Here is a 12,908-nt window from a genome sequence, read left to right as displayed (position 1 = left end):
ACGCAACTACCTTTGATTAAGAACCAAACTACGCATTATTTTCATACGGCTTGTTGTATGCTGTTATTTTATTAATCGAAACGACTCCATAAAAGAGTCGGTATGTTTGTCATTTTCTCCAATATAGCTAACTGTATATACCCTATTTCCGTTTCTAAACAATTTCCCTGCTATATAACCTTTAACTCCTTTGTCTACTAAATGTTTTTTAAGCCCAAAAACAAAATGCACACCATTTAATCCGTTTTGTTCAATTGGTTCTTGAAACTCCAATCTAAATGAATCAGCCATTTTATTCGCAAAATTAGTTACTCCTTGCGAATATATTTGCTCGTCAGTCATTGACTTGATCATATATTCCGGATAATCGTTGTATTCAATAGAGAAGACTTTATTTGTACCTAATGAGGTTCTAAACATATGTATTTGAAACTTGTCAAGTCCAATTTGGTTATCAATGGCAGTATAGCCTGGTTTGATAGGGAAAGCTGCAATAAAATTGCCGCTTTTCGATGCAAACTCACCAGATTTTGTTTTATAAATATCATCATTTTCATTTCCGCAAGAAATGAAAGTCAGAATTGTAAAAATTAGAATTAGTTTTCTTTTCATTGTTGGGTTTTTATAATTGCATACAACTCATTATACAATAACATCCATATACCATAAATCAGGATATCGCTAGTTTTTGTCTTTTATTGCTTATGTTTTATACACCTTGAATAAAAGTACATTACGCAATATTATGTACACGACCTTTCAGTTTTCGTCTATTGAAATCGCTCACACGAGTTTGGTCTTGCTTGTTGATAACCACATACCCAAAAATTGGTACTAGTAAAAATCCGCCAACAATATAAATCACATAATGACTCCGACTTCCTATAAAAATTGGATTAATTCCGAAAAACATAAGTGGCGTTCCGATGAAAAATATCAGTCCAGCAATCAGTTGGGCTATTTTCGACGATTTTGCGTATAATTCGTCCACGTGATATTCCGTATTCGTTCCGCAATTCGTACAATTCAGAGCTTTAGTTTCTCCATCTTGCATTGCAAATTCCACACGTGTATTTGCATTAGTAGAGTATCCATTTTCCGTTTCGCAATTTTTACATTTTCCGTATACTTTCATTTATTCACAATATTTTTTAGGTATGTTGTACAACTCGTTATACAATAACATCCACCACCCATACCCCATAAATACATAAGGATATCCTTAGTCTCTCACCTTCCATCGCCTCCCCTTTCCAAAACGATGAAAATTCCCATACCATGCAATATATAAATGTTTTAAAAACTTTCAAAGAAAAGAAGCTATATCTGTGATTTTTTACGGTTCTTGAGGTCTTATGCAAGGGGAGTAACCGGTATTACGCTGGCTTTTTCATTCAACTTTTAGTTCAGCGGTTTTGTTTTGGTTAATCAAATAAATTACTCTTCCAAAATACATTAAATAAGGGATTCCACTCCCAAATGTAATAGCAAAAAGAAAATTGTCGTATTTCCAAGCTCCTAAAGCAACTCCAATAAATGCAATTACCGATAAAGTCAGTCCAACGAATATTAAGAGTTTTTTATTCGATATATTTCTATAAAACAAACTAACTATTAAAACCACTTTTCCAATCAAGGAAACTAATCCAATTAATAAAAGACTATTTTCAAATGAATATTCTTTTTTGAATTCAATTCCATTTATTAAAAGAGAAGGAATACTAATAAACTCGAACATTACCATAATTCCGTAACCGTGTCCTGATGGAACTACAATCAAGATTATAGAGTTCAGAATTAAAGTTATTATTATTGCTCTTTTTATCAATTCGAATAAGTTTTAAGCTTGCACACAACTCTATGTAAGTCCCGTTGTTCAAGCACCTAATTTAGCAAATACAAACCAAATAGAAAATCCTCGCGGATTTTCGTAAGCAAACTAGAACCAAGCAATTAATTATACACGGTATGGCTGTTGCACAACCTGATAAATTAGTCAAAACTTAGCTTTGCAAAGGTTTTTAAAACTAAATAAAGCAAAAAATCAACCGTTTACAATTGTAAGTAATTATTAAAAGTGCCATTTATGTCTATATGTTAGTTGTGCCACAGTTACCGGCGTTGGCTGTAGGCTTTATTCCGTATTCAATTTCATCAATACTAGTCGGTCGGGACTTAATTCCAGTATGTGAAATATTTTTCCGAAATCACCCAAAGAAACAGTCGTTGTCAAAGTCCGATTACTTTGGTTAATTTTCCAAGTGCCAAATAACGGATTTGTTTTACCATCGTTCTTTTTAGAATTTAATGAATATCCAGTTTTGAGTCCGCCGTGGTAATGAAACATTGTAACTAGTCCTTTATATTCGCCGTTGTGCTCCAATCTTTTAGTCAATATAATTCTATCGTCAAATTCGGTTTTATTTAATTCCCAAACTTCTGAATAGTTACCATATAAATAACTGGGATTAATTTTTTCTCCATTCTGGTTTTGTCCGATAACAATTCCAAAAGTTGAGAAAGTAATTATTAATATCAGATTTTTATAGTTCATCGGTTTTCCGAGCTTACAGCCAACAATCGCACAACCACAACAAACAGCAACTCCATCGTAGCCATATCGTTTATGTATACAATATATTACTTTTTAAAAAGCTATTAAATAAAAAAACTTAATCTAAAACACAGTTTCTTATATATACTTACTTTAGCTATAATATTGCTACGAAGTCACAGACTCCAAAGAGCTGATCTAACGGGCTAAGAACCGGTTCAGTCAACAGGGCGTTCATGTTGGGTCGTACCGACCACACGAACGCTAGTTATTGTAAACAGTTATTTTTTCTTTTATATAATTTTCAATCAGTTTTTTGTCGTTTTCGTTTCTTAAAATGAGTAACTCATTATCTTTATGAGTCCGATAATTCATTAAGAATTTTGTTTTTCCGCTCCGAGTTAATTCCGAGTACTCGAATCGGTTTGGGTCAAACTTATCCGCAATCAGTTCTGTTTTTCGAGTTCGGTCAAGTATTTTTTTCAGTCGAGTTATTTTTCCGCTTTTTTCGTCAATTTGTAATTCCGAGTAGAAAATCCACGAAGCAAATCGGTAAAGAACGTATCCGATTAAAGTCAAAATAGCAACAAAAATTCCAACTCCAATTCCTAAAAACAAAATCAAGAATATGAATGAAGTAGAAGTCCAAATCAATAGTTCTTTCCAGTTAAATGGAATTCGGTCACTCATCGTGTGAATGTGTCCATTTTTGGAAATTCTAAAGTAGTCTTCGCGTTCGTTCATAATTGTTTACAACAATCGTAAAACCACAATAAATAGCTTTACAATCGTAGTTACATCGTTTATGTATGCAATATATTACTTTTTCTCCTATGGATTTACAAGAGGTATCTTGTTCTTATAAAATTATGGGCTTGTGCAATGGTTACCGGTGTTGTAAATGGTTTTCGATTTTATTATTTGTCCGATTAAATCATTGTCGATTTTCTCGGTATTTAACCTTATATAATTAAAAGAATTAACAATTGAGTCAGTTAGTCCAATTATCAAAACCTTATTTTTGTTCGAATAAGCAAGTCCATTCTTTAAAGTCAGATAATCGGTTCCAAATTCTGATTCCAATTCCGTTTTTGAAAGTCCAACAAGATTAGCCTTTCCCAAATCCGAATCTTTATTAAAAACTCGTAATTCAATCAGAATTTCAGTTTCATCATCGTAGGTATGTTTATTTTTTCCGTGTTTAAAAACAACCACTTGGTCAATTCTTTTTGAGTCCGTAAAATTTTTGCTTGGGTAATTGTATGTATAGAATATTGAATCACTAATTTTTGGGTGAAAGTGATAGTTCATTCCATTGCTAACTCCTGTTGTCGTGTAGTCAATATCTTTTAGCTTCTTGAAGCTTTGAAGGTCTAAAGGATTTTCAAGGAATAAAATCAGTTTAGTATTGTTAACTGACTCATTTTCTGATTCCACAATTTGAATTTCCTTGTGAATCGGTTCAGGCTCATACTTATCTTGAATAGCTAAAATTCCGAAAACCAAAAATCCGATTAGGAATATTGCACCAATCGAAGCGAGGATTAATAATATTTTCAAAACTCTTTTCAAACGTTGTACAACACCCATACAACCACAACAAACAGCAACTCCATTGTAGTTATATCGTTTATGTATGCAATATATTACTTTTTAATAAGCTATTAAATAAAAACACACACCTTATTGTAAAATGCAGTTTCTTATATATGCTTACTTTTTCTTTAATATTGCTATGAAGCCACAGACTTTGCCAAGTTGGTTACCATCTTAGCCATTGTTATTTTTTCTTTTTATAAATTCAATTGGCACAAAATCAGTCAGCCAAACATTGTTTTCAGACAGGTAAAATTTGTGTCCCTTTTCCGCCATCTTTAAAGACAAAATTTCTAAAACAACTGGTTTTCCGTGTCTTTGCCCTACTTTTAATGCCGTTTCTTTATTAGCACTTAAATGAACGTGGTGTCTGTCTCTCTTTTCTATTCCCGTTTTTAGAATACTTTCAATGGATTTCTCTCCTGTTCCGTGATATAGAATCTCTGGTGGAATTATCGATTTGAATCCGTGTTCTATTTCAATTGAATGACCTTGATTTGCTCTAATTTGTGTTTTATCTGAATTAAATCCAAATCGACTTTTTTTATTTGCTTCAACAACGTACTGTAGAATTTCAAAATTAATTGATTGTCCGCTTGAATTCATTTTAGATAATAAATCGTCAACATTTGTCCAGCCAGCAGAATCAAGTTCAAGACCTATTTTTTCAGGACTATGCCTAAGGACTAAACTCAGAAATTTACTAATTCTATTATTTTCGCTCGTCTCAATCATTATCTAAGATGTTCATTTCTTTCATTGTTTCGGCTATAAGATAGTTTTGAGTAATAGTTTTTAATTCATATCCGTATGAAATAACTTCTAAGGTTACATCTTTAAATTTCGCAATAAAGTGTTGTTTTTTGTCGTAAATTGAATCCATATGAGATGAGTGATATGAATTATTTAACCTTAATTCTTCAATCCATTTAGAATTTTCAACTTCATAAAAACCATAGAATCCTAGACCATACTTCATTAAAGGGTGACCAACTTCATCATTTGGATAACCATATTTATAGATTGAGAAATCGAACTCTATTACATCTAAATCATTTTCTTTTCTTGCTAATATTAAATATAATTTCTGCTGGCTTGAAATCACAAAATTAGAGTACATAAATCTAAAGTGTTTATCAAGTTTAATTTCTGTAACTTTCGGTTCGTTCATTTTTTTATAATAATGGCTAACGGTTTGGCTATGAGCAGGCCGACTTTAGAAGCACTTTCCTGTCAGCCGAGCCCGAGGTTGGTTTATAGTTTTATCGTTTCGCTTTTCACTGTCCGCCCGCTTGCTTATAGGTTTTGTTGTAGTGCGCTTTTCCTTCCTTCGTCAAACCAGTCGGACACCTTGTCAATTAGTTTCATAATTTCAGGAATATTAGATTCTTGGTCTAGTTCAATAAGCTCATCAATTCTTCGGAAATTTCGAGCAGTTTCGGTGTAGTCTTTTTTCAGCTCTTTTAAGTTCTTGTCCCATTCCAGCCTATGTGCGGTTAATGAATAGTCAGAATTAGGACCGCCATAAACTTTATCTGCATCTTGGTCATCTTGTCCGTCATCTTCCCAAAAACAAATTCCACAGATTTCCCAAGTATTTCTTTCGTCAAGTGTCGGATAGCCACAAGAGGGACAGGTGTTACCGAGGTTCTTGATATCATTTCTTCGGTCAGCGCCTTTTAATTTCGGAAGATGCCGATTGAAATACTCTCGTCTTGTAAAAAATTGTTCTAATTCTCTATTCATTTTTTAAATGCACTACAACACCCATACAACCACAACAAACAGCAACCCCATCGTAGTCATATCGTTTACGTATGCAATATATTACTTTTCCACCTATGGATTTATAAAGACCTCAGCTTTTTGCTTAAAACCCATCATAGGTCATGTTTTACTGGGCTACAAGCGCCTTGAACTTAGATTGCAATATCTTCCAGAAAAAACAAACGCCCTTAAAAGGGCGCATTTATATCTTGTTCTTAAAAAGTTATGGGCTTGTGCAACGGTTACGGGTGTTGGCAATCGTTTTTAATTCCATCCTGTCCAATTTGTCCAGTCCGTTACAAACGAATCAATTTCCACATCATTTTCGTTAAAAATACGTATGAGCTCACTGTTCTTTGCTTTAGATATTTTTTTAGTCATAATGTCGTTGTCAATTTTCTTTGAGTAATCACAAAAATATATAACTCGGTCATTAGTAAAATAAATAGCATAATGGCCATCCAGATGTTCAAATCTGATAGGCTTTTCTTTTTTTACTTCGGTTTTTTTAGTTTTTCTATACTCAAACCAACTAATACAACTGTCATTATATTTAGCCATTTTTTCAGAAATGAAAATCAATAACAGAATAGAAATTACAATCAACGAAATAACTTTAGCAAATGCAGTTTTAGTGTCAAAAGCAGATTCCCATATTGACTTTCTATTATTATTTAACATTCAGTTTAAATTATTACCAACAATCATACAATCACAACAAACAGTAATTCTATCGTAGATATATTCTTTACGTATGCAATATATTACTTTTTCACCTATGGATTTATAAAGGTCTCTGCTTTTTGCTTAAAAGCCACCATAGGCCATGTTTTACTGCGATATAACCGCCTGGAATTTATGAAGTTGAAAATACTCTACCAAAATAAAATCCCAAAATTTATATTTTTAGTTTAAAAATATTCTGATAATCATAAAAGTTAAAATTCCGATTGAAGGAATTGACAATCCCAATAGTATCAATTTTTTATTTAAGTCAGTCCAAGTTTTCCAATGCTTTATTGTCCGTCCAATTACAGCAAATCCAAGTCCAATAGCAATTAACATAGAGGGCAGAAAAAACATAAAGTTAAATCCAAAATTATGTGGTGCGTAACCCTTTTTTATTCCGAGTAATGGTTCTCTAAATTCATTAATTACAAGAGTGAAAATTAGAATCACTAAACTTGCAAACGCCATTCGAGTTGTCCATTTTATTTTCTTTATATGTCTTTGAATTAATTCCAATTATGAGGTTTGGTCAAATGTGCTACAACACCCATACAACCACAACAGACAGTAATTCTATCGTAGTTATATTCTTTACGTATGCAATATATTACTTTTTCACCTATGGTTTTATAAAGGCATCAGCTTTTTGCTTAAAAGCCATCACAAGCCATATTTTACTGTGCTATAAGCGCCTTGAACTTAGATTACAATATCTTACCTAAAAAGCAAACGTCCTTAAAAGGGCGCATTTATATCTTGTTCTTATAAAATTATGGGTTTGTGCAAGAGTTACCGGTGTTAGTAAACGTATTTTTTTATCAAAAGCTAAATTCAACAACTACAATTCGCTTGTGGAAATAGTTGTTAAAGTCAGGGTTTAAACTCAAAATTCCTGGAATAACTAATTCGTTTTGCATCATTCCAGCAGCTTCTCTTTTCTCCCAATATTTTTTAATTAAAGAATCAGAGTCTTTTACAATGTAAAGTGCTTGCATATATTTTCCAATTCCATTTACTTGCAAACCACTTACCGAATCTTTAGTGTAAATTTCGCTCCACAATCCGCTTTGATGAAATTCCGTATTAGTTTTATAGGACTGAAATTTAAATTTTTCCCAATCCGTTGTTGAGTTAGAAATTAAGTCAGTCAGATATTGTCGATAAGCTTTTTCGGTTGGTAAATCAGAATAAACTTTTGTTAAGTTCTTTTCAAAATCAGATACGAGTGAGTTCAGAGCTTTTGTTTGTCTTTCTCCTAAAACTTTTTCAAATTCCGTAATTCTGTTGTCCGATTGTTTTTGAGAACAACTGAATGTTAAAATCAGAACAAGAATAAAGTAGAATTTCTGCATTTCGTTTATATGTTTGCAAACACCCATACAACCACAACAAACAGTAGCACCATTGTAGTTATATGATTTATGTATGCCAATATATTACTTTTTATAAGGTGTCCAATAGAATTATAATAGTTTTACTGTTAATTCCTCTATCGGAAACTAACATTCCAACACCACAAAATCATCATTATGAGATAATTAAAAAACAAATATTAACTTCGAAAAACTAGCTAGTGCTTTTCATAGGGCTGGTGTTAGCTGCTGCTTTTTTTCTCGTCATTTTGATTTCAGTTCTTTCATTACTTGTTTTATAAATTTGTCTTTGTCCTTCTTGGCTTCTTTGATTGTTGCTTTTAGGTCAGTTGGCACTTCATAATATTTCTCAGACCAAACGTACACTTCCATAAGTATAGGCAATAAATCCATTCCTTTTGGTGTCAATCGGTACAATTTTTTTGCCTTGCTGTCTGGGTGTGCAGATTTTTCAATTATGCCATTTTCTTCAAGGTCTTTTAGTCTTGTTGCTAAAATATTGGTTGCAACACCTTCTGCTGATTTTAAAAAGTCGTTGTAGGTACACTTATTTCCGAATATTAAGTCTCTAATAATGAGTAATGACCACTTGTCGCCAAATATGTCAAGTGAGCAACTTAATGGGCAGTCTGATCTTTTTTTACTTGTTTTCATAAAATAAATTAAAAAACAACTTGCATTATGAAAGTTGTTTGTATATTTGTACTTGCAATTTGCAAGCAAATTTACAAATAAAAGAACAAAATAAGTAAAAATGAAAAAGAATATTTTAGTAACAGGAGCATCTTCGGGCTTTGGTTTGTTACTCGCAAAAGAGCTACACAAAAGGGGTTACAATGTAATTGGCACAAGCCGCAACCCTGATAAAAATCAGGCTTCATTGCCGTTCAAAATGTTAGCATTGGATATTACTGATGATAAATCAATCAAATCTTTTGGAAAACAACTTTTTACCGAAATAAAACAATTAGATGTTTTAATAAATAATGCAGGATTTTATTTGTCTGGACTTGCCGAAGAAACTACCATAACTCAAGGCAAACAACAATTTGAAACCAACTTTTGGGGAACTGTTATGCTAACCAATGAGCTGTTACCTTATTTTAGAAACCAGCGTTTTGGTAAGATAGTTACAGTAGGTTCAATTATGGGTTTAATCAGTCTTCCAGGCGCGGCGTATTATGCTGCATCCAAGCACGCTTTAGAAGGTTATTTCAAAGCCCTTCGTTTTGAACTGAATAAATTTAATATAAAAGTAAGTATGGTAGAACCAATGTGGTCTAAAACCAATATAGTTACTAACTCGAAAGTTGCAGAAAACAAAATAAGTGATTATGATGAATATCGAACAACACTTGAAGATTATACAAAAGATTTATTTTCAAAATCCGAAGAGCCAACTGCCGTTGTTGAAACGCTGTTGAAATTGGTTGAAAATGAAAGCCCCAAATTTAACAATCCCGTAGGCAAGGGGTCTTCGTTATTTCCTGCTATACAATATTTTTCATTTAAGACCTTTGAAAATTCCATCATAAAAAATATAAATAAATTTAAAAAATAAGAAATGAAAGCATTTATAATAAACAGATACAGCAAAGCGGATAAACTTCAATTGGTTGAAGTTGCCGAACCTGTTGTTAAGGAAAATGAGGTATTGGTTCAAGTCCATTCAGCAAGTATCAATCCGTTAGATGTCAAACTGAAAAGTGGTGAGTTTAAGTTGTTACTTCCATATAAATTTCCGTTGATTTTAGGACACGATGTCGCAGGGATCATTACAAAAGTGGGTTCAAAAGTTAGTCGTTTCAAAGTTGGTGATGAAATTTTTGCTCGTCCTGCCGATTTCGAAATCGGTGCGTTTGCGGAATACATTACTATCAATGAAAACGATGTAGCCTTGAAACCAAAAAACATTTCAATGGAACAGGCGGCTTCCATTCCATTGGTTGCTTTAACGGTTTGGCAAGCTTTCGTTGAAAAAGCAAAACTCAAAAAGGATCAAAAAGTATTTATACAGGCAGGTTCAGGTGGTGTCGGAACGATTGCCATTCAGTTGGCAAAACATCTGGGTGCGACTGTCGCCACAACAGCAAGTGCCGGTAATTTTGATTTTGTGAAAAGTCTTGGTGCCGATATTGTGATTGATTACAAAACACAAGATTTTGAAACGATACTAAAAGATTACGACTTGGTGCTTAACAGTCAGGACGAAAAAACGCTTGAGAAATCCATGAAAATATTGAAGTCAGGCGGAAAAGTCGTTTCTATTTCAGGTCCGCCCGATCCTGCTTTCGCAAAAGAAGTAGGGTTGTCGTGGTTTATGAAAATAGCGATTTTCTTTTTGAGTAGGAAAGTAAGAAGTCAAGCAAAAAAACTCGGTGTTGGTTATTCGTTTCTTTATATGCAAGCCAACGGAAAGCAGTTGTCTGAAATTGGAAAGCTTATTGAAACAGGTGTCATTCGTCCTGTAGTTGATAAAGTGTTTTCGTTTGAACAAATGAACGAAGCAATGTCCTACGTTTCAAGTGGTCGTGCCAAAGGGAAAGTAATTGTAAAAGTCAAGTAGTTTTGTCGGTTGAGCGGTGTTGTTAAAGTTACCGCTAACGTTTGGTATGTGGAAAGTTGCGTGTTTGCGTGCGAGGATTTTGCTTCGCCAGTTCGCTGCGCTCGTGTCCGAAGGAAAATCGGAAGCTAGCAAACGAGCAACTCACATTGGTTTAGGATAAAACTAGCAATTTTTATATACGGTGTTGGTAATAGTTATTGTCAAATTATAAATCTTTATCCTAGTTTTTTTATTTTAAAATATCGAATTGATTAATAAAATTAAACCTAATAATACGCAAAAAGCTCCAAAAATCAATTTACTTATATCTGACATTATCCAAATTTTATCGGAAAGGTTGTCCCATTCTCCTTTCTTCGGTAAATATAATAATATCAATATTATCCCTAATCCGATAATGATAAGTCCAAGTATCATATTTTTTTATTGAGTTATAATCTCGACTAAGTTAAATTTTATTGTTGATATTAAGTTAATTACATTTTTGTCAAATCTATCAATTTTAAACAATGTTTAGATTAATTTTTTCTCGTTAGCTCGAGGAATTAATCGGATTGTGATGTGGTGAATTATTGCCAACACCCATACAACCACAACAAACAGCAACCCCATCATAGTTATATCGTTTATGTATGCAATATATTACTTTTTAATAAGCCATTAATTAAAAAACTACACTTTATTGTAACATGTAGTTTCTTATATATGCTTACTTTTTCTTTAATAGTGCTACAAAGTCACTGACTTCAAGAGCTGGTCTAACGAGCTAAGAACCGGTTCAGTCAACAGGGCGTTCATGTTGGGTCGTACCGACCACACGAACGCTAGTTATTGTACAACGTTTTTTTATTTAAGTGATAATTTAATTGGAAATGAATACGGTACGCTAACTAATTTACCGTCTTTAATTCCTGGTTCAAATTTAGGCAAGCTATTTATTGCTCTAATCACTTCATTCTCAAAATATCCTGATTCATCATTGCTTTTTAAGAACTCAATATTAGTTATCCTCCCGGTTTTATGTAATTCAATCTTAACAAATATGTCTATATTTTTATTTTGTCCTTTAAATTTATTTATTCTTAAATTTTTTGAAATCGTGCTAGAAATTACCTTGCTAAAACAATTTCTCTGTTCTTCTATTGAAGATGTCCCTTTACATTTTGCAAAAGTTGGTAATCTATCTTTTCCCAAATCATTTGCAGGTTTTATATTGTCAATTTTTCCGCCAGCAATCGAATCTTTGGAATTATATTTAGATGAGTTATTTTGAGAAAACACAAAGCTTGTAAAAAGCAAAATTAATATCGTAAGTTTCTTCATATTTCAAATGTTGTCAACGGTTTGGCTATGATTTCGGCGTGGAATCGTCCGAAGGACTATTCCGCAGAGAAATCAGTTTAAATATAGGTTTTACTTTCGGTTTTTGCACAGTTGCCACGTTAAATTATAGCCGGTGTGCCTGTTGCACAACTATGAAATTATCTAATTCCTCTCTAATCATCATTGCTTGGCAAACAGTAAATTACTTATTTTTAATGATTTATATTTTTAGTAGTGTCTAAATTTATTGGTTTATTTGAAATTAGGAGTTGTGCAACAGCTACCGGTGTTATGCTATGTGTTTTTTTCTAAAAGTTAATTTAAAAGCTCTAATGCTTTTAATCTCACTTTACTGTCTTTATCAGTGTTCGAGATATGTTTAATTGAATTTTTGTCTTTAAGTTTATCCAGAGCAGCTAATCTTATTGTACTATCTTCGTCTGTGAATGCAACGTGTTTAATAGCATTTTCGTCAGTCAGCTTTTTAAGAGCTTCCAGCCTAACCTTATTGTCTTGGTCGGTAAAGGCAATGTGCTTGATGGAATTTTGGTCTTTAAGTTTATCCAGAGCAGCTAATCTTATTGTACTATCTTCGTCTGTAAATGCAACGTGTTTAATAGCATTTTCGTCAGTCAGCTTTTTAAGAGCTTCCAGCCTAACCTTATTGTCTTGGTCGGTAAAGGCAATGTGCTTGATGGAATTTTGGTCTTTAAGTTTATCCAGAGCAGCTAATCTTATTGTACTATCTTCGTCTGTAAATGCAACGTGTTTAATAGCATTTTCGTCAGTCAGCTTTTTAAGAGCTTCCAGCCTAACCTTATTGTCTTGGTCGGTAAAGGCAATGTGCTTGATGGAATTTTGAGAATTATTTTTTTGAGCAATGCTAAATGAAATTGATAAGATGCAGAATAATAATGAGATTGTTTTTTTCATGATGATTTTATATGGTTAAACATTGATTTAATATATAGCATAACGTGTAATAGTTGCGTGTACGAGC

17 protein-coding genes are annotated in these 12,908 nt (G+C 32.9%); 2 read left to right on the top strand and 15 right to left on the bottom strand.

Annotation, left to right across the window (positions count from 1 at the left end):
• Positions 1-63 precede the first annotated feature (63 nt).
• The 13 genes from CJ739_RS12540 to CJ739_RS12475 all read right to left on the bottom strand — a co-directional run bounded on the left by CJ739_RS12540 (position 64) and on the right by CJ739_RS12475 (position 8,673).
• Positions 64-612 (bottom strand): hypothetical protein, encoded by a 549-nt coding sequence (locus CJ739_RS12540; RefSeq protein WP_117175869.1) that lies wholly within the window; start codon positions 610-612, stop codon positions 64-66.
• Between the two features lie 121 nt (positions 613-733).
• Positions 734-1,135, bottom strand: a complete 402-nt coding sequence (locus CJ739_RS12535) for a hypothetical protein (RefSeq protein WP_117175867.1) — start codon at positions 1,133-1,135, stop codon at positions 734-736.
• Between the two features lie 255 nt (positions 1,136-1,390).
• Positions 1,391-1,828, bottom strand: coding sequence for a hypothetical protein (locus CJ739_RS12530; protein WP_162880206.1), 438 nt, complete (start codon positions 1,826-1,828; stop codon positions 1,391-1,393).
• A 306-nt stretch (positions 1,829-2,134) separates the two neighbouring features.
• On the bottom strand, positions 2,135-2,554 hold the full coding sequence (locus CJ739_RS12525; RefSeq protein WP_117175863.1) for a hypothetical protein: 420 nt from the start codon (positions 2,552-2,554) through the stop codon (positions 2,135-2,137).
• A 264-nt stretch (positions 2,555-2,818) separates the two neighbouring features.
• The gene (locus CJ739_RS12520) at positions 2,819-3,298 is read right to left on the bottom strand and encodes a hypothetical protein (RefSeq protein ID WP_117175861.1); all 480 of its coding nucleotides are present in this window, start codon (positions 3,296-3,298) and stop codon (positions 2,819-2,821) included.
• 123 nt (positions 3,299-3,421) lie between these two features.
• Positions 3,422-4,114, bottom strand: a complete 693-nt coding sequence (locus CJ739_RS12515; RefSeq protein WP_162880205.1) for a hypothetical protein — start codon at positions 4,112-4,114, stop codon at positions 3,422-3,424.
• Between the two features lie 210 nt (positions 4,115-4,324).
• Positions 4,325-4,885, bottom strand: coding sequence for an RNA 2'-phosphotransferase (locus CJ739_RS12510; protein ID WP_117175857.1), 561 nt, complete (start codon positions 4,883-4,885; stop codon positions 4,325-4,327).
• A complete protein-coding gene (locus tag CJ739_RS12505; RefSeq protein WP_117175855.1) occupies positions 4,878-5,321 on the bottom strand; it encodes a hypothetical protein in 444 nt (147 codons plus the stop codon). The genes CJ739_RS12510 and CJ739_RS12505 overlap by 8 nt, the downstream gene beginning before the upstream one ends.
• Before the next feature lie 125 nt (positions 5,322-5,446).
• Positions 5,447-5,896 (bottom strand): CPCC family cysteine-rich protein, encoded by a 450-nt coding sequence (locus CJ739_RS12500; protein WP_117175853.1) that lies wholly within the window; start codon positions 5,894-5,896, stop codon positions 5,447-5,449.
• Between the two features lie 285 nt (positions 5,897-6,181).
• Complete coding sequence (locus tag CJ739_RS12490) at positions 6,182-6,598, bottom strand: hypothetical protein (protein WP_117175849.1); 417 nt, start codon at positions 6,596-6,598, stop codon at positions 6,182-6,184.
• Positions 6,599-6,823: 225 nt separating this feature from the next.
• Complete coding sequence (locus tag CJ739_RS12485) at positions 6,824-7,162, bottom strand: hypothetical protein (RefSeq protein WP_236951501.1); 339 nt, start codon at positions 7,160-7,162, stop codon at positions 6,824-6,826.
• 302 nt (positions 7,163-7,464) lie between these two features.
• Positions 7,465-7,998 (bottom strand): hypothetical protein, encoded by a 534-nt coding sequence (locus CJ739_RS12480; protein ID WP_162880204.1) that lies wholly within the window; start codon positions 7,996-7,998, stop codon positions 7,465-7,467.
• Between the two features lie 264 nt (positions 7,999-8,262).
• Positions 8,263-8,673: a winged helix-turn-helix transcriptional regulator gene (locus tag CJ739_RS12475; protein ID WP_117175845.1), complete on the bottom strand. Its 411-nt coding sequence runs from the start codon at positions 8,671-8,673 to the stop codon at positions 8,263-8,265.
• 100 nt (positions 8,674-8,773) lie between these two features.
• Here CJ739_RS12475 and CJ739_RS12470 point away from each other — a divergent pair, with 100 nt between their 5' ends.
• Together CJ739_RS12470 and CJ739_RS12465 are read left to right on the top strand one after the other, a co-directional pair.
• Entirely contained in the window at positions 8,774-9,580 is an 807-nt protein-coding gene (locus CJ739_RS12470; RefSeq protein ID WP_117175843.1) for an SDR family NAD(P)-dependent oxidoreductase, read from the top strand.
• Between the two features lie 3 nt (positions 9,581-9,583).
• Positions 9,584-10,585 (top strand): NADP-dependent oxidoreductase, encoded by a 1,002-nt coding sequence (locus CJ739_RS12465; protein ID WP_117175841.1) that lies wholly within the window; start codon positions 9,584-9,586, stop codon positions 10,583-10,585.
• 846 nt (positions 10,586-11,431) lie between these two features.
• Here the strand turns inward: CJ739_RS12465 and CJ739_RS12460 are convergent.
• Complete coding sequence (locus CJ739_RS12460; RefSeq protein ID WP_117175839.1) at positions 11,432-11,908, bottom strand: energy transducer TonB; 477 nt, start codon at positions 11,906-11,908, stop codon at positions 11,432-11,434.
• A 315-nt stretch (positions 11,909-12,223) separates the two neighbouring features.
• Positions 12,224-12,841: a HEAT repeat domain-containing protein gene (locus CJ739_RS12455; protein WP_117175837.1), complete on the bottom strand. Its 618-nt coding sequence runs from the start codon at positions 12,839-12,841 to the stop codon at positions 12,224-12,226.
• Positions 12,842-12,908: the final 67 nt, after the last annotated feature.

The sequence above is a fragment of the Mariniflexile sp. TRM1-10 genome, from assembly GCF_003425985.1.
In the GTDB taxonomy this organism is placed as follows: domain Bacteria; phylum Bacteroidota; class Bacteroidia; order Flavobacteriales; family Flavobacteriaceae; genus Mariniflexile.
This window is presented reverse-complemented; position numbering and strand designations above follow the sequence as displayed.